General features: G+C 44.0%; 18 protein-coding genes. 2 read left to right on the top strand and 16 right to left on the bottom strand.

The window, feature by feature from the left end; translation table 11 throughout:
- The first annotated feature begins 2 nt into the window (after positions 1 to 2).
- On the top strand, positions 3 to 707 hold the full coding sequence (locus ASG89_RS23870) for an RluA family pseudouridine synthase (RefSeq protein WP_057313526.1): 705 nt from the start codon (positions 3 to 5) through the stop codon (positions 705 to 707).
- A 28-nt stretch (positions 708 to 735) separates the two neighbouring features.
- Here the strand turns inward: ASG89_RS23870 and ASG89_RS23865 are convergent, their stop codons facing one another.
- Entirely contained in the window at positions 736 to 1,140 is a 405-nt protein-coding gene (locus tag ASG89_RS23865) for a MarR family winged helix-turn-helix transcriptional regulator (protein ID WP_057313839.1), read from the bottom strand.
- A 329-nt stretch (positions 1,141 to 1,469) separates the two neighbouring features.
- On the opposite strand from ASG89_RS23865, the gene ASG89_RS36620 reads away from it, so the two are divergent.
- Positions 1,470 to 1,637, top strand: coding sequence for a hypothetical protein (locus tag ASG89_RS36620; protein WP_157276781.1), 168 nt, complete (start codon positions 1,470 to 1,472; stop codon positions 1,635 to 1,637).
- Here ASG89_RS36620 and gyrA read toward each other — a convergent pair.
- The 15 genes from gyrA to leuC all read right to left on the bottom strand — a co-directional run bounded on the left by gyrA (position 1,628) and on the right by leuC (position 25,854).
- On the bottom strand, positions 1,628 to 4,069 hold the full coding sequence (gene gyrA / locus ASG89_RS23860) for a DNA gyrase subunit A (RefSeq protein ID WP_057313525.1): 2,442 nt from the start codon (positions 4,067 to 4,069) through the stop codon (positions 1,628 to 1,630). The two genes, ASG89_RS36620 and gyrA, sit on opposite strands and share 10 nt — an antisense overlap.
- Positions 4,070 to 4,093: 24 nt before the next feature.
- Entirely contained in the window at positions 4,094 to 6,067 is a 1,974-nt protein-coding gene (parE, locus tag ASG89_RS23855; RefSeq protein WP_057313524.1) for a DNA topoisomerase IV subunit B, read from the bottom strand.
- Positions 6,068 to 6,094: 27 nt separating this feature from the next.
- The gene (locus ASG89_RS23850) at positions 6,095 to 7,087 is read right to left on the bottom strand and encodes an ABC transporter permease (RefSeq protein WP_057313523.1); all 993 of its coding nucleotides are present in this window, start codon (positions 7,085 to 7,087) and stop codon (positions 6,095 to 6,097) included.
- Between the two features lie 15 nt (positions 7,088 to 7,102).
- Positions 7,103 to 8,065 (bottom strand): ABC transporter ATP-binding protein, encoded by a 963-nt coding sequence (locus tag ASG89_RS23845; protein ID WP_082593537.1) that lies wholly within the window; start codon positions 8,063 to 8,065, stop codon positions 7,103 to 7,105.
- 12 nt (positions 8,066 to 8,077) lie between these two features.
- Positions 8,078 to 8,893, bottom strand: coding sequence for a GDSL-type esterase/lipase family protein (locus ASG89_RS23840; protein ID WP_057313522.1), 816 nt, complete (start codon positions 8,891 to 8,893; stop codon positions 8,078 to 8,080).
- A gap of 808 nt (positions 8,894 to 9,701) precedes the next feature.
- Complete coding sequence (locus ASG89_RS23835; RefSeq protein ID WP_057313521.1) at positions 9,702 to 11,549, bottom strand: ABC transporter ATP-binding protein; 1,848 nt, start codon at positions 11,547 to 11,549, stop codon at positions 9,702 to 9,704.
- Positions 11,546 to 13,396: an ABC transporter ATP-binding protein gene (locus tag ASG89_RS23830; protein WP_082593536.1), complete on the bottom strand. Its 1,851-nt coding sequence runs from the start codon at positions 13,394 to 13,396 to the stop codon at positions 11,546 to 11,548. The genes ASG89_RS23835 and ASG89_RS23830 overlap by 4 nt, the downstream gene beginning before the upstream one ends.
- Positions 13,397 to 13,659: 263 nt before the next feature.
- Positions 13,660 to 17,367 (bottom strand): dynamin family protein, encoded by a 3,708-nt coding sequence (locus ASG89_RS23825; RefSeq protein ID WP_057313520.1) that lies wholly within the window; start codon positions 17,365 to 17,367, stop codon positions 13,660 to 13,662.
- A gap of 87 nt (positions 17,368 to 17,454) precedes the next feature.
- Positions 17,455 to 17,730, bottom strand: coding sequence for a hypothetical protein (locus ASG89_RS23820; RefSeq protein WP_028554377.1), 276 nt, complete (start codon positions 17,728 to 17,730; stop codon positions 17,455 to 17,457).
- Positions 17,731 to 17,755: 25 nt separating this feature from the next.
- Positions 17,756 to 18,427, bottom strand: a complete 672-nt coding sequence (gene nth, locus ASG89_RS23815) for an endonuclease III (RefSeq protein ID WP_057313519.1) — start codon at positions 18,425 to 18,427, stop codon at positions 17,756 to 17,758.
- Positions 18,428 to 18,621: 194 nt separating this feature from the next.
- Complete coding sequence (locus tag ASG89_RS23810; RefSeq protein ID WP_057313518.1) at positions 18,622 to 21,351, bottom strand: S-layer homology domain-containing protein; 2,730 nt, start codon at positions 21,349 to 21,351, stop codon at positions 18,622 to 18,624.
- Positions 21,352 to 21,384: 33 nt separating this feature from the next.
- Positions 21,385 to 21,969 (bottom strand): GerMN domain-containing protein, encoded by a 585-nt coding sequence (locus ASG89_RS23805; protein WP_057313517.1) that lies wholly within the window; start codon positions 21,967 to 21,969, stop codon positions 21,385 to 21,387.
- A gap of 68 nt (positions 21,970 to 22,037) precedes the next feature.
- Entirely contained in the window at positions 22,038 to 23,477 is a 1,440-nt protein-coding gene (locus ASG89_RS23800; RefSeq protein WP_235549899.1) for an N-acetylmuramoyl-L-alanine amidase family protein, read from the bottom strand.
- Positions 23,478 to 23,757: 280 nt separating this feature from the next.
- Positions 23,758 to 24,363 carry a 3-isopropylmalate dehydratase small subunit gene (gene leuD / locus ASG89_RS23795; protein ID WP_057313515.1) on the bottom strand — a complete coding sequence of 202 codons (606 nt, stop codon included), beginning with the start codon at positions 24,361 to 24,363 and terminating at the stop codon, positions 23,758 to 23,760.
- Positions 24,364 to 24,432: 69 nt separating this feature from the next.
- Positions 24,433 to 25,854: a 3-isopropylmalate dehydratase large subunit gene (leuC, locus tag ASG89_RS23790; RefSeq protein WP_057313514.1), complete on the bottom strand. Its 1,422-nt coding sequence runs from the start codon at positions 25,852 to 25,854 to the stop codon at positions 24,433 to 24,435.
- Positions 25,855 to 26,086 lie beyond the last annotated feature (232 nt).

Genomic DNA, 26,086 nt, shown 5'->3' with positions numbered 1-26,086 from the left:
AGGTGGCATTCAAGGATGATTACGGTGCATCGCAAATACCGATACTCTTCGAGGACAACCACATTCTCGTGGTTGAGAAGCCTGTCAACATGCCTACGCAGGAAGATGAGTCTCGTGATCTCGACTTGTTGAACGCCTTGAAGGCGGACATCAAGGAGCGGTACAACAAGCCTGGTAATGTCTACCTCGGGCTTGTCCATCGCTTGGATCGTCCCGTTGGCGGCGTGATGGTCTTCGCCAAAACGTCAAAAGCCGCGTCCCGACTTTCGGACGCGGTTCGAACAAGGCAGCTCGACAAGACGTACGTCGCTGTCGTGCATGGTAAACCCTCCCAGCCGGCCGCTACGCTGCGCCACTGGCTGTGGAAGGATACGCGGACGAATACCGTCAGCGTGGTCAAGGCAGTCCAGCCCGACGCCAAGGAGGCGGTGCTGGACTATAAGCTGCTCGGCAGCCAAGACGGGCTCAGCTTGATCCAGATCAAGCTGCACACCGGGCGGCCGCATCAGATCCGCGTGCAGCTGGCTGCCATTGGCTGCACGCTGTACGGGGACCAGCGCTACGGCAGCGCTGTCAACAAACCAGGCCAACAGCTCGCGCTGTGGGCCACAGCACTTGCCTTTGAGCATCCTGTGCTCAAAGAGCAGATGCACTTCCGGTCGCTGCCACCGGTGCAGCGGCCTTGGAACGAATTCACTATTCCCTAGTTATGAGGGAATCGTGCACTAACCCATTTTAATTTGCAACTTTGCCCAATAAATAAATAAGCAATTTCTGATTATGAGCGGAAACGCGATTCAGGTACGAATCCAACAGTTCTTCACGGATTCCACGACCTCTCTCGCATTCCGCTTTTCCTTTATCCGTGACGTGAATCCAGACTATTCGGCGATCCTTCTCGTCTCGTACGCGAGTAATCAACTCCGCTTTTTCCATCCGGTCTAATAAGGTTGTGACGGCAGCAGGTGTCGTAGATAAGTACTCGATCAAATCCGAAGGCTTCATACGTTCATGGACTAGGAGTAATTCAAGTACATTCAGCTGTCCTTCTGTAATCGTAGGGGCTAAACCTTCCTCCATATGACCTTTCAATTCCTTCGATAATTTGAGCCATAACTTTCCGAATTCATCGGAATACATCCTCATCAACTCGCTTCCATTTCACCTATTTACAGCAAGTATAGCATGCCTTTTCTCTACTTGAAAGATTAATGCCATTAATATTTTCTTACAAAAATTGCGAGTTTCATAGACTTGCTGAGGTTTGCTGATACCTGTTGTCGAGCCTTCACAAAGTTTGTCTGGTCTTGCGCGGAATGACAAGCGAATCGACTTCTTTTAACAAGTTGCCCATTACTTACATACACTAATCTAAGGTGTCATGCATCCTTGTAATAACAACGAGTCCCTTTACTTTCGGAGAAACTTGACCTGCAAGGCTGTTAACTTACTTTCAAGGAGTGATTAGATTGGAAGCTTGGAAAGTGGAGCTTGGCAAAAAAGCGCTGGAAACCGGCATGCTAAAAGACCCACAATGGCTGGATCGATTAGATGAACCGATGCCTCTGTGGGTCTTATTAGAGTTAGCTTTTGCATTAATTGAAAGACTGGATCCTCCAACGATTAGTTACGATTGAGGAAAGCGCAAAATCTCAACAATCGATTCTGTTTTCGTCACCGGAATCAGTAATTTGCCTTGGGCTTTGCGATCTTCTAACGGTGCTGTTTCCGTTGAGAATCGCAGTTTCTCACCATTGCTCATTACAGCAGTAATTAAATAATCCATTTTCACAATAAATGTCCGGATTAAGGCTGAACCGTTAGGTCTGACACGCTTACCTTCCTTGAACTCGAAGGTAATAATCCCCTTCCCGCCGCGACCTTGAATTGGATAATCTACAACGAGAGATCGCTTCGCATACCCGAGGTCCGAGATCACCAGTACTTCCCCTTCATCCCCATAGATCCACTCAGCAGACACGACTTCATCGTCTTCCTTGAGCTGGATGCCGCGAACACCTGCGGCCGCGCGGCCCATCGGGTTTACTTCTTCCTCACGGAATCGAATGCTCATGCCTTGCTTCGTGACGAGAAGAATTTCCTTCGTATTGTCACTCATATGAACATGCAGCACTTCATCCTGTTCGCCAAGCTTACACGCTACGATCGCATTGGAGCGGTTCGTCATGTACTCTTTCAGTTCAGTACGTTTGACTTGACCTTTGCGAGTCACGAATACGAGTGACTTCGTCGGATCGTCGAATCCTTTTACTGGGATCACATTCACGATACGATCTTCCTTCGCAATCGGAATCACATTCACGATCGCTGTGCCGTTCTCTTTCCACTTGTACTCTGGAATTTGATGGACAGGCAGTAAATAGTATTGCCCCTTCTTCGTGAAGATCAACAAGCTCTCGATCGTATTGACATCCAGCAAGAAACGAAGGTAATCGCCTTCCTTCATGCCTGTATTTTCAAGCTCCCCACCCGAACGTGTGAAGGATAACTTGCTAGTACGCTTCAAGTAGCCTTCATTGGACAAAGTGACAAGCACATCTTCCGCTGTTACAAGAACTTCTAGATTAACTTTCAGTTCTTCAACTTCTCCCTGAATCTCTGAGCGGCGATCGATACCATATTTCTTGCGAATCTCGCCCATCTCATCTTTAATAACGCCTAGAAGCTTCTTCAAGCTGCCGAGAATTCCCCGCAAGTACGAAATTGTTTTCTCAACATCCTTCAATTCCTTCTCCAACGTTGTTATTTCCAAATTCGTTAAACGGTATAATTGCAGGACGAGGATGGCATCAGCTTGTCGTTCCGAAAAATGAAACTTCTCTACGAGATTATTTTGGGCATCCTGCCGATTTTTCGATGCTTTAATCGTGGCAATGACCTCATCCAAAATGTTCAGTGCTTTCACAAGCCCTTCAAGGACATGTGCCCGATCTTCCGCTTTCTCCAACTCATATTGGGAACGGAACGTGACAACCTCTTTCTGGTGCTCAATATAAGCTTCCAGAATCTCGCGGATACCAAGCTGACGAGGCGCCTTATTCACAATCGCAACCATGTTGAAGTTATAGGTAACTTGCAAATCCGTTTTTTTCAGCAAATAGGCCAAAATCCCTTGTGCATCCGCTTCCTTTTTGAGCTCGATCACGATACGAAGCCCATTCCGGCCGCTTTCATCGCGTACTTCTGCGATTCCTTCGATTTTTTTCTCCAGACGGATGTTCTCCATCGCCGTAACTAATCGAGATTTTACCACTTGATAAGGGATTTCCGTAATGACAATTTGTTGTCGGCCGCCGCGCATTTCTTCAATCGCCGTCTTGGAACGAATATAAATTCGGCCTTTACCCGTCCGATAAGCCTCTCGAATGCCTTCTTCTCCCATGATAATACCTGAAGTTGGGAAATCCGGGCCTTTGACAATTGCCATTAATTCATCAAGCGTAACGTCTGGTTTATCGATCATCGCCGTACAAGCATCAATAATTTCACGTAAATTATGTGGCGGAATTTCCGTAGCAAAGCCTGCAGATATCCCGCTTACCCCGTTAACGAGCAAATTTGGATAACGAGCTGGTAATACAACCGGTTCTTTGGTTGAATTATCGAAGTTATCTTTGAACATGACCGTACGCTTCTCAATATCGCGCAGTAGTTCCATTGCGATTTCTGACAACCGTGCTTCTGTGTAACGCATAGCAGCAGGTGGATCATCGTCTAAGGAACCCCAGTTCCCATGTCCATCGACGAGCGTATGACCCATTTTCCAAGGCTGTGCCATACGAACCATACCATCATAAATCGACGAATCACCATGTGGATGATAGTTACCCATAACATCCCCTACGGTCTTAGCTGATTTCCGATATGGCTTATCCGGCGTATTGCCAGAATCATACATCGCATACAAGACACGTCGTTGAACAGGCTTCAAGCCGTCTCTTACGTCAGGAATCGCGCGATCTTGAATAATATATTTGGAATACCGACCGAAGCGATCACCTACGATCTCCTCCAGAAAGGCTGGTAAAAACTCTTCTAAAATGCTCACTTTCTCGTCACCACTCTTTGTTTTCTACTCAACATATTCGGTAAAATCAACGTTTTCGATAATCCATCTCTTACGTGGATCTACTTTATCACCCATCAATGTTGTCACACGTCGTTCTGCTTTGGCCGCATCTTCGATCTGTACTTGGAGCAGCGTTCGGCTTTCCGGATTCATTGTCGTTTCCCACAGTTGATCCGGATTCATCTCGCCTAATCCTTTATAGCGCTGGAGCTCCGTATTTTTACCAAGCTCTTTGACCACAACCTGTAGTTGATCGTCCGTCCAAGCATATTTATGACCACCATTTTTACCTTTTCTCGTCACTTTATACAAAGGAGGCTGTGCAATATACACTTTGCCCGCATCAATCAATGGTTTCATGTAACGATAGAAGAAGGTCAGTAGAAGCACTTGGATGTGTGCGCCATCCGTATCGGCATCTGTCATAAGAATAATTTTGCCGTAATTCGTCTCTTCCGCTTCAAACTCAGAACCTACACCAGCTCCGATCGCAGCGATAATGGCTTTATATTCTTCATTTTTCAGAATATCAAGCAACTTCGCTTTCTCCGGATTCATCGGCTTGCCTTTGAGCGGCAATATCGCTTGATGCTTGGAATCACGCCCTTGCTTCGCCGATCCACCAGCAGAGTCACCCTCTACGATGAATAGCTCATTGCGTTGTAAATCCTTCGATTGCGCAGGTGTAAGCTTCCCATTCAGGTTCGAGCTCTCGCTCTTCCCTTTCTTGCCGCTGCGAATCTCTTCACGTGCTTTACGCGCGGCTTCTCTCGCTCTTGATGCTTGTACAGCCTTCTTCAGCATCATTTGCGCGATCTGAGGATTTTCTTCCAGGAAAACCGTCATTTTATCGGATACAACGGCGTCAACCGCACTTCGTGCAATAGCACTTCCGAGTTGATCCTTGGTTTGACCTACGAATTCAACATCGCCCATTTTGATATTGATGACGACCATCATACCTTCTCTGAGATCCGTCCCATCGAGGTTTTTATCCTTTTCCTTGAGAATGCCCCCTTTACGGGCATATTCATTCATTACACGTGTGTAGGCTGTCTTAAAACCCGTCTCATGGGTTCCACCGCCGCGGGTAGGGATCGAGTTAACGAAGGAAGCAATCGTCTCCGTATAGCCGTCATTGTATTGCAGAGCGACTTCAACTTCAATTTCGTCCTTCTCCGAGGCAAAATGAATGACAGGATGCAGCACCGTCTTCTCTTCGTTCAGGAAAGCAACGAACTGGCTCGCACCGCCTTCATACTGAAACGAATCCACTTTATCTGTGCGTTCGTCTTTCAGATTTACTTGAAGACCTGAGTTCAGGAAGGCAATTTCCTGCAAACGCTCAGCTAACGTATCGTAATTGATCGTCGTTCCGCCTTGGAAGACGCGTTTATCTGGTTTAAAGGTTACTTTCGTTCCTGTGCGATTCGTGTTGCCGATAACTTCAAGTCCTGTAACCGGTTCACCAACATGCTCGATGCCTTTATCATCAACCCAATATTCAAAGCGCATTTTATGTACTTTGCCATCACGGTTAATTTCTACTTCCAGCCACTCTGAAAGCGCGTTAGTTACAGAAGCACCAACACCATGCAAGCCTCCAGATTTCTTATAGCCTGAACCGCCAAATTTACCGCCTGCGTGGAGGATGGTAAATACGACTTGCGGCGTTGGAACTCCTGTCTTATGCATACCTGTCGGAATCCCGCGGCCATTATCTTGTACAGTAACCGATTGATCTTTATGTATCGTGACATTAATTCTGGAACAATGCTTTGCCAGATGCTCATCGACTGCATTATCTACGATTTCCCAGATCAGATGATGAAGACCTGAAGAACTGGTACTGCCAATATACATCCCTGGTCTTTTACGAACAGCAACAAGCCCTTCTAGGACTTGAATATCGTCTGCTTCGTAATTTGTCGTGGGTGTTGGGGCTTTCCCTTTCGCAAATTCTAGCTGCTCAGCCATTGGAGCCCTCCTTTATCTCTTTAATCTCTAGTTTAAAATGTCTTTCCGCGAAAATACCGTAAACGAGACGATAAGCGCCCCTACGGTCCATACGCTTAGAACACTGAGCGAGAACCCTAAATCCATACCTTGAATAGGTGGGATCCCTCCGGTTAAATACTTCGTCAGATCCAAATTGACCATAAACAAATATTTAGCTGTTTCCCACGAGGAGACCATGTTCGATAGTATGGTTCCTGATATTAATACGGCAAGCATGACCCCCATACCTGCTGCGGTTGATCGAATTAGTACAGAAAGCATGAGCGACATGATCGCTACAACGATTGCTGTAAACCATACTAAGCCGAATTCCATCAAGAGAAAGAACCATTGATCTACAGCGCGAACACGACTAAAATCGACATCTGCCCCCGACAACTGTATACCCGTGAAGATTGGCATGTTCCATCCGTTGTACCCAAAAACAATGCCAGAAATCAAGTAACAGATCAATCCCGTTGATAAAACAGTCAGTGAGGTAAAGAAGATAACAGTAATTAATTTACTCAATAGGATTTTCCATCGTCGAACCGGTCTTGTCAACAATAATTTAATAGTCCCCGTAGAATGCTCGGATGATACGATATCTGCTGAAATGACCATAATAATCAACGGAATAAATAAACCTACAGCATTTTTCACGAATTCTCGTGTAAATGTAACCGCATTCGGCGAACTTGGATTCACGTCTTTATCAAGATAATAGTTTGCAATTTGAATTTGAACGCGTAATTGCTGCTTCCATTCATCTGGTGTACGTGCTGAGCTAAGGCGTTTTTCCCAGTCCGTCACTTTCTGACGCTGATCCGCCTTCCAGTCTGAGGTACCAAATTGCTTCTGTGTATGTTGAGCAACTCGCATTTGAGCATAAGTGAACATGGGAATTAAAGCAAGAAGAATCAGTAGAATGACGTAAAATCGCTTTTTCTTAATCATTTTGATCATTTCATTTTTAACTAAAGCATAAAGTCCTGTCATTTCATTCACCTTCTCCTACTCAATTCGTTCCCCTTCGGTTAGACGCAAGAATAAATCTTCAAGTGTTGGATTTTTAATTTCTACTGCATACAAACTAATTCCTTGTTCGATAAGGAATTGACTTAGCTTGGGAATGTCATCTTGATCCATTTGAGTTGAAATTTGCTTAACCGTTGGCGGTAAATTGGTTAGGTTGTCTGTCTCTACTGCGACGGCTGACAACACCCATTCGGATGATTGCACTAGGCGTTCTGCTTGTTCACCTGGTGAAACCGTCCAAACAACTCTACCACCTTGAGCAACGAGTTCATCAACCGCACCGACTTGTATGACTTCGCCATGACTAATGATTGCTACACGATGACACATTTGCTGAAGTTCGCTGAGTAAGTGGCTGGAGACGAATAAACTTAGCCCATCGGCAGCTAATCGTTGTATAAACTCCCTCATTTCTTTGATACCTTGAGGATCAAGTCCATTTGTAGGCTCGTCCAAAATCAGTAGACTTGGTCGTCCTAATAAGGCTTGAGCAATCCCTAATCGCTGGCGCATTCCGAGTGAATAGGTCCGTACTTTATCATGAATACGCGCATCCATCGATACAATCTCTACGACTTCTCTAATCCGATTCTCATCGACATCAGGAAGCATGCGGGCAAAATGCTCGAGATTCTCCCAACCTGTCAGATAGGAATATAGTTCAGGATTTTCAACAATACAGCCCACTTTTCTCATCGCTTCATCATGTTCCTTATGTACATCAAATCCACAGATTTGAATCGTCCCTTCCGTAGGACGTATCAAATCTACAAGCATACGTATTGTCGTTGTTTTGCCTGAACCATTAGGCCCAAGGAAACCAAATATTTCGCCAGCATATACGTCAAAGGAAATGCCTTTGATAATCTCTTTGTTTTTGATACTTTTTTTTAGTTTATTGACAGATAAAACGATCTTAGGCGTTGCAGCTATAGCCATACCATGTCCTCCCTATTTTAAAATTTGGACGATCCGATCCGCAATTCGCTCATAGCCATCTCCATTCGGATGAAAATGATCAGCAGAAGATAAATATTTGATCAAGTTTTGCTCAAATAGGTCGTAGGTAGGAACAATGAGCATCTGTGGATATTGATTTGTAAGTTTAAACACACCGTTATTCCAGCGCTGCACGGTTAGAGAACCTTGTCTCGATGGATCAAGATCTAGAAAAGGATGATATAAACCGATATATAAAAGTGTCGCTTTCGGGTTGGCTTGATTTATGCTCGAGATGATCTTTTCCATTTTGGCTAGTGCAGGGTCTACCCGCTTCTCTGCTGCTTCAGGATTAAATTCAGTCTGATTATCTCCTTTAAACAGCCCATCCCCTCCTGCAAAAATATCATTTCCACCGATTGTTAGTAAAATGATATCTGCTTGAGCTAGCGCATCTTGTGTTTTTTTCTGAGCTAAATCAGAAATAAGCTGATCACTTTTGTAACCAGGAATAGCAAGATTATTAAGCACAAAGACGGGTTTACCGCTTGCTTTTTCCAGTTTTTCGCGGACACGTCCGACATAGCCTTTACCCGTGTTGTCGCCGGTTCCAGCTGTGAGTGAATCCCCTAATGCAACAATTTGCAATTTATTGCTGCTCTCGATGATCGATGGTTTCGTTGGTGCTGAAGTAGCAAGTTGCAAATCTCCAGATGCCTTAGGAAACCATATTTGATTCGCCGCGTAAGCAAAGCCAACAGCGAATACAATCGTAGAAATTGACGCGGTTAAACCAATGGCACCCCAAATGATGCGAGATGATTTCAATGCTGTCCCCTCCTGCGAATAATTGGCATATTTCCAATTTAAGAGTATAGCTTCTCGTCAAATTTTGCAAACATTGTACAGATTAGGTGAGTTTACGGGATGCGATTGCGGGATGATCACAATTCTAGCTACAAGTTGTAAGTCGATTTTATCGGCTTACAGCGGTTACGGAGTTCTAATTCCGCTGTAAGTCGATTTTTTAGGCTTACAGCGGTTACACAGTTCTAATTCACCACTGTAAGTCGATTTTTTCGGCTTACAGGGGCTACACAGTTCTTATTCCACGCTGTAAGTCGATTCTTTCGACTTACGGCGGCCACACAGTTCTTATTCTCCCCTGTAAGTCGATTTTTTCGACTTACGGCGGCCACACAGTTCTTATTCTCCACTGTAAGTCGATTTTTTCGACTTACAGCACGCTGCATACCACTTTTTCGGATGCAGATTGTGTCGCTGGATGAATGGCTGAGTCACGAGAGCTTGTGATAAATTGTTGTGTTACTTTATGGCAGGTGGTTGCCTGTTGAGTGCAGTAGCTATTAGTGGTTGGTTAAGTGGCGGTTGTCAGTAGGTGTCAGTCCTCGAGGCTCGATTATCCTATCAAATTACTGTGAACATGGCATAAAGCTGCCTAGTCCTAAGAGGCCAGTCACTTTCAATGCATTTATTTACTAGCGAGGTTTAACAATAATTTGGACTGAATATCTCGCTAAATGGAGCTTTCTTCTTAGCAAAGCTATTCCTTTACGACGCACAAAAAAGCTGCCCAACCACATTTAAGTGACTAAGCAGCTCCTCTTCTTCATGCCTATACAGCATCTTGCAAAAATTTATATTGCGCTTGGATCAAGCCATAGTAGATCTTCTGTTCCTTCATGAGCTCATCATGATTCCCAATTTCCATCATGCGTCCGTGATCGAGCACGACGATTTTGTCTGCATTGCGAATCGTTGAGAGACGATGTGCCACGATAAAGGACGTACGACCTGCTAGGAGCGTCTTCAGTGCCTCTTGGATTTTGAGCTCCGTATCTGTATCAATACTTGCTGTCGCTTCATCCAGAATAAGCACACGTGGATTAGCGAGTAACGCTCGTGCAAAAGAAATCAATTGACGCTGCCCCATCGACAGGATGTTACCCCGTTCTTGCACTTCCGTATCGTACCCATTGGGCAGCTGTACAATAAAGTCATGGGCATGGACGGCCTTCGCAACCTGCTCAATCTCATCATCTGTCGCATCTAACCGACCAAAGCGAATGTTATCGCGGATCGTACCAGAGAAAATAAAAGTATCTTGGAGCACAACACCAATTTGAGAACGAAGACTTTGAATCGTAACTTGACGGATATCGTGACCATCAACTTCTACAACGCCTTCATTCGGGTCATAAAACCGGCAAAGTAGGTTCATGATCGTACTTTTACCTGAACCTGTATGACCAACTAGTGCGATTGATTGCCCCGCGGTTACATCCAAATTGATCTTATTCAGCGCTGGTCGTCCTGGCTCGTACTCGAACACGAGATCTTTGAACTTCACATTTCCTTGTACATGAGGTAGATCTTTGGCACCTTCGATTTCAGAAACAGTAGGCTTCTCATCAATGAATTCAAAAATCCGTTCTGCGGAGGCCATCGCAATTAATAGCTGTGAGTACATCTGTCCTAATCGCGTAATTGGCTCCCAGAAGTACCCAATATACGTTGCAAAGGCAACAAGCAAACCAATGGAAATCTCCCCAGTTTGAACCAAATGTGCACCCAACCAGAACAAGATGCAATACCCTATCGCACCCGTAATTTCAATAAGTGGGCCAAAGGATTGATTTAACATAGATGCGCGGTTCCAAGACAACCGATTACTCATATTCATTTTCGAGAAAAATTGAATGTTCTCTTTTTCCTGGGTGTATGCCTGTGTGACACGAATTCCTTGAATACACTCGTTCAAATGGGCATTTAATCGGGATTGTTTCATCGTTACGTCCTGCCATGAGCGACGAATTTTGGTCCGAAGCTTCGTCGATACGATAAACATTATCGGAACCGTAACAATGATTGAAGCACCTAATTTAAAATTAAAAGATAACAAAATAATGATGATTCCAACCAGTTGAACAATATCAATCAATAAGTTGACGACACCGTTCGTAAATAAATCTTGCAGCGAATTGACATAGTTCGTTACACGAACAAGTACGGATCCAGCTGGTCTTGTATCGAAGAAACGGAAAGATAGCTTTTGAATATGACTAAAAAGGTCATGACGGAGATCGTAGATTACACGTTGACCAATCATATTCGTATATTTGATACGAAATGTATTGGCTAGCCATTGAATTAAATACACACTAAGCATGATACCCACAATAAGAATAAGTAAGTTTGTATCCTTGGGAATAATGGCATTGTCAATCGCATTACTAATGAGCAGTGGCACTGTCAATTTCGTAATTGCACCAAGCAGCATCATGATAATGATAATAGGCAGCATTTGCTTGCGATATGGCTTCATATAACTAAACAATCGCTTTAGTTGGCCCCAGTCAAAAGGCTTTTCGATCAGCTCATCATCCTGGTAAACGAATCGATGTCCCGTTTGAGAATCTGGATTCGGTGAAGCTGCCTCAGCTTGCTTCGTTTGAGTATTCAATGTGCCAACCTTCTTTCTGGGTTAGTGGCATGCGTGAGTGGGTTCACTTCAGGATCTACTGAGTCTGCAGTAGTACCATCTTCAAGAGTAACCGCTGCTTGGTTCTGTGCAGTTTGATTTTGCGGTCCGTCCGCATACTGAATGTCATACGTTTGACGGTATAACCCATCTTGCTGTAATAGCTCTTGATGCGTTCCTCTTTGAATAATTCGACCTTTATCAAGCACTATGATTTCATCAGCATGCTTCAACGAAGAGATCCGATGCGCGATGATAAACGTCGTACGACCTGCCATCACTTCACCAAAGCCTGCTTGAATCTCATGCTCCGTTTCCATATCTACCGCACTTGTAGCATCGTCTAACACAAGGATTTTAGGATCTTTGATCAAAGCTCTTGCGATGGCAATCCGCTGCTTCTGACCACCAGAAAGTCCAAGTCCTCGTTCACCAACTAACGTGTTATAGCCTTCTGGCAGCTCTGAAATAAAATCATGTGCTTTGGCAAGCTTAGCTGCTCGGATAATCTCGTCCATCGTCACATCCTTGCGTCCATACGCAATGTTGTTGAGAATGGTGGAGGAAAATAAGAACGTTTCTTGGAAAACCGTTGAAATTTGGCTGCGATAGCTTTCAAGCTGTAAGGAACGAATGTCCTTACCATCCAGCATAACTTTGCCTTCTTTCACGTTATAAGCCCGCATTAACAGCGATATCACAGTTGTCTTACCTGAGCCTGTGCTCCCTAAGAGTCCAATAACAGAGCCAGGAGGCGCATCCAAGGTAAAATCATAGAGAGCCGGTTGTTTCTCCGGATATGCGAATGTCACATGATCAAAACGAATATGTCCACCAACTTTAGTCAAGGCTGCGGCATTTTCGCTATCTTTAACATGCATATAGTGATGAAGAACTTCGAGAATTTTCTCTCCAGAAGCCTTCGTCTGCGTAAAGTTATTAATGTGAAAACCTAAGCCCCACATCGGCCCAATTATGTACCAAATGAGACTAAAGCAAGCTACCAATTCACCAAGTGAAATCGTATCGTTAATGACCATATAGCCGCCAGTCCCGAGTAAAATGACGACGCTCATGTTCGCTAGAATTTCCATGATTGGAAAATACTTCGCCCAAATCCCTGATGAACCAATATTCATGGACTTGTAATCTTCATTGCGAGTTGCAAATTTATCAATCTCATGCGGTTCCCGAGCAAAGGATTTAACTGTACGTACACCTGTAATATTCTCTTGTACAGCCGTCGTCATCGTACTTAAGGATTGACGCACCATCCGGAAAGCAGGGTGGATTTTACCTTCAAAGCGAACGGCCGTAAATGCCAGGAATGGCATCGTAATCATCGTAAGTAAAGCAAGCTTCCAACTGATGGAGAACATCATAGCCATCCCAAACACGAGCATTAACATCACATTCAGGATTTGTGCGAAACCGAAACCAATAAACTGGCGAATCGCTTCCAAATCCGCTGTCAATCTTGACATAAGATCTCCGGTTCTTGCTTGATCATAATACTGGAATGACAAGTATTGAAGCTTGTTGTACAGTGCATTCCGTAAGTGGTAGGCAACACGGTTTCCTAAGCGACCCCCGCACAAACCATGTAAGAACTGAAACATCCCTTTCATTGAAACGACTACAACTACGATGAGTGCCAAGCGCGGCACCAGGTCAAATTGCTTCTCGGTGATGACTTTGTCGATCAAATAGCGAAGTAAATTAGGATACACCAAGCCGAGTGCGGTAGCGATTGCAAGACATGCAATGGCTCCAAATAACAGTTTTTTCTCTGGCCAAAAATATGGCTTCAGTTGCCTGAATACATCCACTTTGGGCCCTCCTTAAAAGGATAGATTTGATACACATGTTAAGTGTGAACACTTTATGAATCTTAACACCATCACTATATGTGAGCAATTCGAGGATACTCGGATTTAAACGCTTAAATAGGCATAAATTCACAAAAACGTGTAGTAATCCCCCCTATTCTTTTAAATCATCGGGATACCCACCATTGTAAGCCCTTACATGAGCAATCCAAAAAAAGGGGTAACGAAGTTCCGCAGAACCAAGTCCCCCTTTTGATAAACGGCTATACAAAGGCCTTTAACTGATGCTGTTTGGATATGAGTTCATCCAAATCAATCTTCATTTGTAGGGCATCGCGCAGCCCTTCTGCATGCTCTTTGACCTGCTGTTCCATAATTAATTTCTGAGCGACTAACCAATTCTCTAATTGGATGCCATACGCTTGTTCAAGCTCTAGCGTTTGACTTTCAATAAATGCAACAACCGGCGCATTGATCCGATTCTCCAATTCAGCCTTCAGCTTACTTTTCCCGTCACCTTCAAAAAATTGCTTCGCATTCTTGAAATAACTTTGAAGCAGCTTCAAGCTCACTTCTGAAGCCTCAAGCTTTGTTGTCACGTCAGGCGTCGCAAACGCATTGGACTCATAGGCAGCCTTATCAAAGCCTTCTAGCAGTAAGCTAAGCTCCTCGCCCCAGCGATTCATCCGTTTGGTGCTGATGAGATTCATGCGATTCTCTACACGCAGTGTAGTAGCGAGCACTTCTTGCGATAAATCATGGCCAATCATTCGCAACAGTTCATTCCATGCAAATTGAAGTGCAGCTTTCGGATCTTTGGCTTCATCACGAAACGTAGATGGATTGAACGCGAAATTATAGAGCTCGCCAAACCGATACATCGTTCGTTGTTTAACATAATACATCAACTCTTGAATTTCTTTTTTCAATTCTTTAAGCTCAGCATCATACCGCGTGTCATCAAGTAGATCTAAGCCCTGTTGTTCCGACTCATCCAGCATAATGAGCTGCAGTTTACGTTCTTCCTCACCGGATTGCGCTCGCTCCAGCCACTTCTGCATCGTACCAATTGCGCGATGCAGTTCCAAATTAGCGGAATGAATAGCCACATCACTGAGCTCATTCAAAGTAAACTGAACAAACTGCTGTTCGAATGGTTGAATTCCCGATTGTACGACTAAGCTTTCATTGCCATTGATTTTACCTTCAGCTGCTAAATAGCTTGAAATGGGATAGATACGTGGGTGACGAATGCCGTGCTGCACCAGATTCGTTTCCACATGCTTAACAACACCTGCCAGCTCCTCTGAGCTTGCCGCCAAATCAGCTGCATTCACGATGAAAAACATTTTATCCATTTCAAAGCTATCCTTCACGCGGCCTAGCTGAAGTAGAAACTCGCGATCAGCTTGGGAGAAAGCATGATTATAATAAGTGACGAATAGGATGGCATCTGCATTTTTAATATAGTTAAAAGCGACACCTGTATGTCGGGCATTGATGGAATCTGCCCCAGGTGTATCCACGAAAATGATACCTTGATCCGTCAGTGGATTGGAATAATATAATTCAATAAATTCTACGAAGCAGGACTTGTGTTCTTCCGCCACATAACCTGAGAATTCATCCTTCGTGATTTTCAATTCAGTGCCCAAGTGGCTTGATGCGGCTTCCCAACCCTTCTCCACCGCTTTCAGGAATGAGAAATGCGGTTTCCCTTTGGCTGTTACATCAGCCGGAGAAAGCTGACCTATCCGCTTCAATGCGGAAGTCATATCTGTCGCCTCTACCCCTAGAATTTGAAGCGAGTACAGCACATCTTCCAAGATGGCATCTGCCTTCTTCATCTTGACCTTTGCTGTGCCATGCGGCCAGCCTTCCGTCGGCGGCATGATCTTATTGATCGCCGCCGTCGTCGGATTCGGCGACACCGGTAACACCCGTTCACCAATCAACGCATTGGCGAACGAAGATTTACCAGCGCTGAACGCGCCGAACAGCGCAATCGTGAACGTCCGCTGGCGCAGACGTTCCGCTTTCTCGCGCATGGAGCGCGCGAGCGACCGCATCGACGGCAGCCCGTCGATGAGAGCTGAGGCCGTCTGCAAGTCGGCGGCCTTGCGCTCCATGCGCTTGCCGTGTTCACCCGAGGTGAACACGGATGACGTCGCCTCGGCTGCCTCAGCGGGGCGAGCCGAGTCCGTGCCTGCTGCCGCCGACGCTACTGATGACGCGGCTTGCAGGATCATCCCCATGGAGGTCACGTGCAGGTTAGCCCCGCTCAGCGGGGCAGCTGCCGGCTCCTCCATGGCCGTGTACTGCTGCGCATCCGGCAGCGCCGGCGCAGAAGGTCTTTCCCAGCTGGCCATGCGCAGCAGCTGGGTCTCTGCCGCCGCCTCGGCTTCCTCGAGGCGGGCGAGTTCGCGGCTGGCGCTCAGCCTGCCGCTTAAGGCTTGCAGCTCAGCCGCTAGCGCAGCGGCGGCTGGACGTGAGCTATCGCGGACCGAGGCCGCGATGATGTCAATCACCGCAAACGACAGTTTGCGGTACTGCAGCTTCAGCTCCCCAGCAAGCTGCTTCATGTAGTTCAGCGTGTACTCGCCGCCAAACGTCGCACCTGTATTCACCTGGGACCCGATTAACACGCCAGTGACTTCAACCTTCAACGCTTCAATCTGTGCAATTAATGCAGCATCATGTTGACCTTGTTCACTCGCTGCCTTTTTCAGTGCATCTCGCAAATGCCAATCCAGCTGTGCTTCTACTTGTTCAGCCAAATCCGCCTGAAACGCTGTCAGCCGTTTCTCCTGCTCAGCAGCGGTCTGTGCTGCACGCGAGAAAAATCCAACCTTAAATCCTGGCTTACGGCTCTCCAGATAGGCATGCGCGTAATCACGGGTTAATGCCGGTGTAATATTGGCATTCTCAATGATCGCGCCAACTTCCTTGCGTAATACTGTCGTCAATGTTTCTGGCAAGCTATTTAACGTATTCAATTCATCTTGCTTGGCAACAGCCAGCAATTGAACGTCCTCAACATCGCCTTCCTCGTTGATTGATTCCAGTAAATCTGCCTTCTGCGTTTCATGTTGCTCCGCCAACCATTTGCTGTGCTCAGCCGCCAAATAACGAGCAGATGCATCAATGCTATAGCTTCGCAAGATATCACCGCGCTCGATAAGACGACTCAGCAGCCACTGCAGCTTAGCGTACTCATTATGGGGGTGAGCTGGCTCCTTCATCGTCACAAACAACAGATCATCGGGCTCAATTCCCCAATTTAAGAAAGCTTGCTTCGTTCCCCTTTGATATTGCTCAAATGGAAGCTCCCATTCCTTATGTTTATCAATCATATTCACAACGAGATAGAGCGGTTTCCCCCACTCTTTCATTTTCTTTGTGAACGCTAAATTCACTTCGGATTGTACATGGTTATAATCCATGACATAGAACACCACATCAGCTAAATGCAAAGCGGATTCGGTCGATTGATGATGTGCATCATCTGTAGAATCAATACCCGGAGTGTCCAACAAAGCTGTATCTTCTCCGAGAAATGCTATAGGGTAAGTAATTTCAACGGTTTCGATATCCGTGCCATTCACACAATAGGCCTCTAACTCGCTAAGTGGAATGGTTGTCGTCTCCCCTTGTGGGGTGACTTTCTCATTATCACTGCGATGTGTCACATGCGCGCCAGGTTGTCCTTTGCGAATACTAACAATATTAGCACTCGTTGGGATCGGACTTGATGGTAACAAAGCTTGTCCGCACAGCTGATTAATAAGTGTCGATTTCCCAGCAGAAAAATGCCCGCAGAACGCAATATTCATCCGCCCACTATCGAGCTTGTCCAGCAATTGCCCCATTTTCGTGGCATTATCGCCATCACCTGCACGCCCAAGCACTTGCCCCATCTTCTTAAGTGCATCCGGCATGACCGTGATGCTTCCAGCTACTAATTGCGTCATTCGTTCATTCCGCTCCTCTTTGATTTGTTCTTTATAAATACCTGTCAGCTATACAGAAAAAAAATCTCCCAAAGGGAGATTCTGGACTTACGTGAGGGCGATTTTTTCTTTTTCCGGTAGGAAAATTTCAAAAACGTCACGATGTTGAAGAATCGTAATATCCGAATCCTTCACTTTCATCACAACAACCTCGGATTTTGTTTTCATTTTGTCTATGTAATTCTGAGGAACCTCACCGGATTCACTGACAGTTACACCTTCAATGACTTTTTCCTCATTATCGGCTAGCGGTGTGTTGATGACTTGCTCATAAATATCGGAGAACAATTCAAAACTATTGGTATATACGGCGATGCATTTCATTTCAATCCCATCCTTTGTCAGCATTTCATTTGTTTGTAATAGTTTTCCTAGTTGGCTGTGGTTTCATACGTTTCTTTCCCTCGCGACATTTGTCCAATAGTGGACACAATGTGCAATGGGGGTTCTGTGCCTTACAGTGATATCGACCAAAGAATATGAGTCGATGATGCGTTTGCGTCCATTCGTCTCGAGGTACTTTCTTCATTAGCTTCTTTTCAACTTCCAGCACGGAATCATCCCAGCCTACAAGTCCTAATCGCTTAGAGACTCGTTCCACATGCGTGTCAACGGCAATCGCCGGTACGCCGAAAGCGTTCGATACAACGACATTTGCCGTCTTACGTCCAACACCAGGCAATTCAACTAATTGCTCATGCTTCTCAGGAATTTCACCACCGAACTTGTCCAGTAGCAATTGACACAGCTTATGAATATGACTAGCCTTGTTACGAAATAGTCCAATCCTCCGAATGTCTTGTTCCAATTCTTCTAACGGAACGGCCAAGTAGTCTTCAGGACATTTATACTTCGCAAACAAGTCCTTAGTAACCTTATTCACGGTTTCATCCGTACATTGAGCTGAGAGCAATACAGCAATCGTTAATTCAAAAGGATTACTGTGATTCAACTCACAATGAGCATCCGGATATAGCTCACCGATCGTATCCAGAATATGTCTTACTGTCTTCTGCGTCATAGCTGATCTTCCTTAGGGTCGTAATATTCTCCAGTTTAGCGAATTGTTAGGGCAGAATCAATCCTTGAAAGCGTCAAAATGCGAACATTTTATAAAAAATAAACATTTTTTTTTGAAATTCCGAAAAAAACCGTCTAAATAAGAAGATTTGCTCCTCTTATATAGACGGATTTCCGAAAATATTAGTTCATAATCTACTTTTCAATCTCAACAATCTTATCATCTAGGATGTAAAGATTCAATTGATCACCTGCAAGATAGGAGGATAACAACACAATATTTGATCCATTATGCAGATACGCTCTTGGGAATACATTGTAAGCTGTCCGATCACCTGCTCCAGTAGCTTTCAAATAGACTTGGTTCAATGTAGGGCTATATTGATCAAACTCACGTTTAGATACAGCAGCTACTTGGATAATCAATTTATCATTGACATCCTTCATCAATTGAACACGATCCCCGACTTTAATGGAGGAGAAGCTCCAGTCTACACCACCATTCAGTTTCACACTGTAATTGCTGCCAGCATTAACGACTTGACTTTTCCCCGTAAAATCTTGAACCGTCAAGCTCGTGCCTGCTGCATTCACAGCTGTTACTTTACCACGAATTGGTGTTATTAACTCTGCCTTCGTGATCATGAGCCCTTTGTATGTCAATTTCACATAGTCGTCAATCGCCAAATCTGCGAACACTGCACGAGTACCATCGGCTTTCACAAGTGAAACACCATCAAATGCGACAGTATAGTTCGTATTCGTACCATCCATTACCGTAGCTTGTTTCAAGTTCGCATTGGTTAGAAGGGTTTTATATACTGTCGTATTCGTTGTAACGATTTTAGTTACTGTCGTTTGATCATAGCTAAGCAGAATACTTACTTTATCTCCCACTTTCAAATCAGCAAGTGTACTGTTCGGCTTATTGGCAACTTCAACGGTTGGTGTAAAGTTCAGTTTGAACGTTAGACTTTGCCCACTATCCGTTTTCAACGTTACATCATTGGTCAGTAAATTCAATTGTGTTAAAGCGCCATCCAACTGAGTGGACATTTGGATACTCAACACTTTTTTGTTAGAAACCAAGACATCTACATATTTGCCAGGGGTAAAAATACTATTAAAAGAACTAAACGGCAGTTTGCTGCCATTAAACGAAATTGAAATACCATCATTTAGAATATAAGCATTTGGATTTCCAGCATTATCTGTAACCGTTAAAATTTTAGATGAGTCCTTATAATCAATGATTTTGGCAAAATATAAATTCTCAATCGAACGATTAATAACTGTAATCCTAGTAACCTTGTTATTCAACACGTCTAGCTTTAACTGGTCACCTGCAGCAAGATCATAAATACTTGCGTTCGCTAAACCATCAATAACAACGTTAGTATTATTACTCAATTCAAAGGCATCGACAGTTTTACCAGATGTTTTATTAATTAAAATCGTAGAATGATCATCCGTAAATTGTTTGAACGTCCCTTCCACACTCGTCCCAACATCCGCTTGCTTTTTAACAATGATCTTAACAATTTCACTATTCTTTACGGTGTATTCAATTGTATCTCCCGCATGAATCGCATCCACATTAATTAAAGTGTTATCTGCCAGCGTGGCAATCAAATTACTCGAAAAGCCAAAAGTTTCTGTCTCTCCAGAGGTAGACTCTATCAATGTTAATTGCATTGCATCTTTATTCAACGACTGAATATCACCGATCGCTGTTTTGTTCACTGGAATTTGTTTAACAATGATAGAAGTATATTTGTCACTGCCTACAAGTTGACTTTTACGAATTTGAATTGTGCTTCCCGCAACAATCTCTCCTAAGCTAAGTCCTCGTCCATCGATATCAGTTATTGCAACATCCGATGCTAAATCATAACTTTCATAATCATCCAGTGTCGCTTTCATTGTTGCTATATTAAGCTTCAATAACTGTCCTTCATGTATGTCCATATGCAGTTCATCACTTAGTATTTCTACATAATAAGCTGTACCATTTACTTGAACAATTGAAATTTCATATGTTTCTTGCAATTCTTTCGATGAAATAGCTAGATCATTCTTGTTCCCGAAGAATACGGTATTAGGCGAAATCTTAAACGTACTTGTATTCCCGTCTTTATCCATTAGACCAATGCTTTCTCTTGTTAGGCTAGTCATATAACCTTTCTTAGCACGCTCTGGCAAAGTAAGTGAATCCTTCTGAGAACGACTTAGGAAAGCTGCCATTTGCGCACGTGTTACAGCGCCTTTCGGTTGAAACGAACCATCCTCGAACCCATCTACGATTCTCAGAGATACAGCAGCATTAATGAAACCTAATGCACTGGAGCTAATCTCTGTATTATCCGTGAATGATGTTGCCTTACTCGATAAGCCTTGAGCAAGTGAAGCTTTACCAATAGCGCGGATAACTACTTCTGCTACCCATTCTCTCGTCGCTTTTTGTTGTCCCCAATTGCCAACTGGCTTCGTGCCTTGACTTCTCAATTTTTCTTGTTCTGTAGTAATTAAACCCTTTTGAAGTGCTAGCGCTACGTAGTTTCGAGCATATTTATCAACTAACATGAAATCAGGAAACACCGTTTCAGAAGCCATAGAATCGACGTCTGCCTGTAATCCCATCATCCGTGTAGCCATAATTAATACATCTTGTTGTGTGACCGAAGTTTCAGGCGAATAAATGCCATCCCCTACTCCCTCAATAACTCCTTCCAAAGCTAGCTTAGATATGTGGCGAATCCCCCAATAATCACTGCTCACATCATTAAATGATAATCTAACATTCGCGGTTGATGCAGTCGTTGAAGTTGTTGAATTATTCACGGGTGCTGCTAGGACTGGCGTACCTGCTAGACTTGTGATGATCAATGAGCTTACGATAGCACTCGCCAATTTCTTATTTTTCATATTCAAAGTTAACTCCTCTTCAGTTCCTAAAATTTAGTTGGATCGTTTAATTGGGTAAGGAAGCTCCAAATGTCCCATTAAACTATCTACTTGCTTACCGTCTTTAAGCACATACAACGTTTTTACTTCTGGGAATTGGAACATCGTTTTCTTCAATGCTTGTACGAATAACTCTTCTCCAGGAGCACCTAATTGCGTTTTGGGACCAAATGTCATATCCAGCTTCATTTCGCCTTTGACCGCATCAAATTTCACACTTGTGAATTTCAAATCATCGAACAAGGGAATAGCCTTCGGATCATCACTCTTCTGAAGAGCTTTCAGTGCAGCTTCATATGCATCAGAATCCTTTTCAACACTCACTGTAACCACTTTCTCAACGAGCTTCATTTCATCTAAGTCACTGTAATAGGCCTTGACCTGCAACTGCTTCAGTGGTGCAGCTGTAGGCTTAGGTGTCATCGTTTGGATGGGCGTTGTTGCAATAGGTGTAGAAGTTTTTTGTGGTGCAATAGAAGCGGCCCCAGATAGTTGACTTTTCTGGCCACACGCTGTAACAGACAATGTGATGGCACTTACAAGGAGCGCTCCTTGAACTAGGCGACTTGTTTTGTTCATCTTATTCACTCCTTAGCGTTATGCCTAGACAGGCTAGCCTAATTTGATCCGCTTGATGGTCTACATGCTTACTTAAGGTCCAAATACTCCTTAATAGCAGCAACAAGTGAAGCTGCCAATTTGTCCTGGAATGGCTCTTTGTACATCGCAGATTCATCATTCTTATTGGACAAATAACCAACTTCAAGCAAGACTGCAGGCATACTAGTTTTGGTGATAACACGGAAGTCTGCTTGACGAACCTTTCGATCAGCAAATCCAGTAGCTGGAACAGCGTACTTATGAATCACATTGGCGAAATCTAAGCTCTCAGGCCTGTTATAGTAAGTTTCTGTCCCTGATACTGTTGCTTTGGCGCTATTTCCGTGGATCGATAGAAAGAGGTCTGCTGAAATATCATTGGCAAATGAAACACGATCATCTAATGGAATGAAGGTATCATCAGAACGGGTCATCAAAACATGCAACCGCTTATCCTTGGCTAATAGTGCCTCTACCTTCTTCGCTGTAGCGAGTGTAAATTCCTTCTCATGCTTACCAGTAATGGAAAGTGCACCAGGATCGTTGTCACCATGGCCAGCATCGAGAATAACAGTTAATTTCCTCTCACCAATCGTTGCCTTCCATTGATTAGGAAGTTTAGACGTTATCATCTGGTACTCCGTTGGCCCGTTCAAATCCAGAATAATTCTTACTGTAGCTGGATTATCGTTGAAATTTGAAAATCTGACTTTTGACACCAGCGGTTGCTTAGATGGCAATTCTCCGGAATTTTTAATAAGTAGTTTCTTTAGGGAATCATCTAATATGGTGTTAGGGAAATCAAACACGAGACGAGATGGATTAGATAAAGTTAAGACCTTAGGACTAAGGACTCCATCCTTAGCAATGACTGAAAAGTCCGTTTCGGAAAGTGCAATAGAAGTAATCACGTGTACGGATGGGTCTGGCGTGTTTGTTCCTGTTCCGTTTCCTGTTCCGTTCCCAGTGCTTGTCCCGGTAGAAGGCTTCGTCCCTGGAGGTTTTGTCTCTGGCTTTCCTGTACCTTCGTCGGGTACTACAACATCGACAGGACCCGAGACCGGTTTAGAATCCGATTCAATAACTTTGAACATATGTACGGATGAAGTTGGGCCATCCCATTTAAATTCAATCCCCAATACCTCTCCAATGAAACGCAGTGGCAGCATTGTAGAGCCATTCTCAATCTTTGGTCCTACTTCTAATGTTTCTTTCTTTCCATTAACGAGTGCTGTTACATTGTTAATCACAAGCTGGATATTGATTTTATCCTTCACGATCGTTACTTTACTTGTAGCTTCATCCCAGCTAACTTGGGCACCAATTTGTTCGACAATAATTCGAACGGGTACAATCGTATTATCATTCACAATTCGCGGCTGAACGCCTTGAACTTCGAGCTGCTTCTCATTCATATAAAGCTTAATTGGTTTGGATGCTTCAGCTCCAAGGGCGGTAGTTGGCAGCAGCAACAGACATGCGAGCAAAAATAAACAAAATGCAGGAAATTTCATCATTCACCTCTATATAATGTCGGAATTGGGGGATGGGGAACGCAACCATTCAGCTAATTCTACGAAACTATCAGTTTCCTTTATATTATAGCAAATTTAACCTATACCTGACAGCACAACCTCCTTTACTTCGACATTCTAGTCATCTATTAGACGAAGCAAATTGCCAAAAGTTGCAAGATTTATAAGTGAAACTTGAAAATAGAAACAAAAAAAGACGTATCCACAAGGGGATACGTCTTCTAGTAATCTCTTATTTGTAAGCTAAACGTTTTTGGTGAGCTTGCTCATATGCTGTGATTTTCGCTTCATGTTGAAGTGTCAATCCGATGTCATCCAAGCCTTGCAGCAAGAATTGACGACGGTGCTCATCTAAATCAAACTGGATTTCAAGACCGTACTCATCCGTCAGCTTTTTATTTTCAAGATCAACATTCAATTTGTATCCTTCATGCTTAGCAGTACGTTGGAACAAATCTTCAACTTGTTCTTCTGACAATTTGATTGGCAGAATGCTGTTTTTGAAACAGTTGTTGTAGAAGATATCTGCATAAGAAGGTGCAATGATAACGCGGAATCCGAAATCTTGAATCGCCCATGGCGCATGCTCACGGGAAGATCCGCAACCGAAGTTCGCTCTGGAAATCAGAACGGAAGCTCCTTGATAACGCTCTTGATTTAGCGGGAAATTCTCGATTACGTTACCTGCCTCATCCCATCTCCACTCGAAGAAAAGGAATTGTCCGAAACCTGAACGCTCAATTCTTTTAAGAAACTGTTTGGGGATAATTGCATCTGTATCTACGTTGACACGATCAACGGGGCCTACAAGACCTGTATGTTGTTTGAAAGCTTCCATGTTCTCATTCTCCTTAAAGTTTTGCTATGGCAAAACTAGCATCGTAAGTAGTGCCTGAATCAGCCGAAATTAAGCTTGTTGATATTCTTTGATTTCCCAATCACGAACGTCATAGAAATGACCTTTGATCGCTGCAGCGACAGCCATAGCCGGGGATACAAGGTGCGTACGTCCGCCGCGGCCTTGACGACCTTCGAAGTTACGGTTGGATGTAGATGCACAACGTTGTCCTGGTTGAAGTACGTCTGGGTTCATTGCCAAACACATACTGCAACCTGCATCGCGCCATTCGAATCCAGCGTCGGAGAAGATTTTGTCCAAACCTTCTTTCTCAGCTTGAATTTTAACACGGCCTGAACCTGGAACAACAATTGCTGTTACGCTTGGATCAACGGAATAACCTTGTGCAATCTTAGCTGCTGCACGAAGATCTTCGATACGTCCATTTGTACAAGAACCGATAAAGACATAATCAACTTTAAGATCAGTCATAGGTGTTCCTGGTGTTAAATCCATATATTCAAGCGCTTTTTCAGCAGCTTTACGTTCATTCTCTGTTTCGAAGCTTTGTGGATCTGGAACCAAGGAAGTAACGCTTGTTCCCATACCAGGGCTCGTACCCCAGGTTACTTGCGGGATCAATGTATCTGCGTCGAACTCCAATACCCAGTCATACGTAGCGCCTTCGTCAGTAACAAGATTCGTCCACTCTGCTACAGCTGCGTCGAAATCAGCACCTTGCGGTACATACTCACGACCACGCAGGTAGTTAAAAGTAGTAGCATCCGGAGCAATTAGACCTGCACGAGCTCCACCTTCAATGGACATATTACACACCGTCATACGCTCTTCCATGGAAAGACCACGGATCGCTTCACCTGTGTACTCAATAACATAACCTGTTGCGAAGTCTGTTCCGTATTTAGCAATTACACCAAGGATCAAATCCTTTGCTGTAACGCCTGGTTTCAAGCTGCCCGTGATACGAACTTCAAGGGATTTCGCTCTGGATTGTTGCAGCGTCTGTGTTGCCATTACGTGTTCAACTTCACTTGTTCCAATACCGAAAGCAAGTGCGCCAAATGCGCCATGCGTCGAAGTATGGCTGTCGCCACAAACGATTGTTTTACCTGGGTGTGTAAGGCCAAGTTCAGGGCCCATTACGTGAACAACACCTTGGTCAAGACTATCTAGATCGAACAGCGTGACACCGAAATCACGGCAGTTTTGAGAAAGTGTATCAATTTGTTGTTTAGAAATTGGATCAGTAATATTGAAGCGATCCTTTGTAGGCACGTTATGATCCATCGTTGCGAACGTTAGGTCAGGACGACGAACTTTACGACCGGACAAACGAAGTCCTTCAAATGCTTGTGGTGAAGTTACTTCATGTACTAGATGCAAATCAATATAAATAACGCTAGGCTTTCCATCTTCCTGGTTAATAACGTGATTATCCCAAATCTTCTCGAACATTGTCTTTTTACTCATATCCAGTCACCTCTTGTCATTATCCGCATTAGTTTGCTAATGTCTTACCCTCATATAGTACTTTAGCACGGATTACGTCATAGTTCCAAGATATAATAACTATAAGCTTGATAGATAACTCCTATATAGCAAAGAGTTGTTAATATTTTGAAGAATGTTGTTGACTTCTTCGATGATAATGATTATCATTCTCCTAGCGGTATCGAATTGGCCATCGATTCACAATGTATTA

The sequence above is a fragment of the Paenibacillus sp. Soil766 genome (assembly GCF_001428105.1).
In the GTDB taxonomy this organism is placed as follows: domain Bacteria; phylum Bacillota; class Bacilli; order Paenibacillales; family NBRC-103111; genus Paenibacillus_E.
Note: the sequence above shows the minus strand (reverse complement) of the source record. Positions and strands in the feature narration are given on the sequence as shown.

Coding starts and splice junctions, on each gene's coding strand:
- ASG89_RS23825 (WP_057313520.1), bottom strand. CDS start 17,367: ATGACGCAATTAGTAGCTGGAAGCATCACGGTCATGCCGGATGCACTT.
- ASG89_RS23865 (WP_057313839.1), bottom strand. CDS start 1,140: ATGTATTCCGATGAATTCGGAAAGTTATGGCTCAAATTATCGAAGGAA.
- ASG89_RS23850 (WP_057313523.1), bottom strand. CDS start 7,087: ATGACAGGACTTTATGCTTTAGTTAAAAATGAAATGATCAAAATGATT.
- ASG89_RS23805 (WP_057313517.1), bottom strand. CDS start 21,969: ATGAACAAAACAAGTCGCCTAGTTCAAGGAGCGCTCCTTGTAAGTGCC.
- ASG89_RS23810 (WP_057313518.1), bottom strand. CDS start 21,351: ATGAAAAATAAGAAATTGGCGAGTGCTATCGTAAGCTCATTGATCATC.
- leuC (WP_057313514.1), bottom strand. CDS start 25,854: ATGAGTAAAAAGACAATGTTCGAGAAGATTTGGGATAATCACGTTATT.
- ASG89_RS23845 (WP_082593537.1), bottom strand. CDS start 8,065: ATGGCTATAGCTGCAACGCCTAAGATCGTTTTATCTGTCAATAAACTA.
- parE (WP_057313524.1), bottom strand. CDS start 6,067: ATGGCTGAGCAGCTAGAATTTGCGAAAGGGAAAGCCCCAACACCCACG.
- leuD (WP_057313515.1), bottom strand. CDS start 24,363: ATGGAAGCTTTCAAACAACATACAGGTCTTGTAGGCCCCGTTGATCGT.
- nth (WP_057313519.1), bottom strand. CDS start 18,427: ATGACGCAGAAGACAGTAAGACATATTCTGGATACGATCGGTGAGCTA.
- ASG89_RS23820 (WP_028554377.1), bottom strand. CDS start 17,730: ATGAAATGCATCGCCGTATATACCAATAGTTTTGAATTGTTCTCCGAT.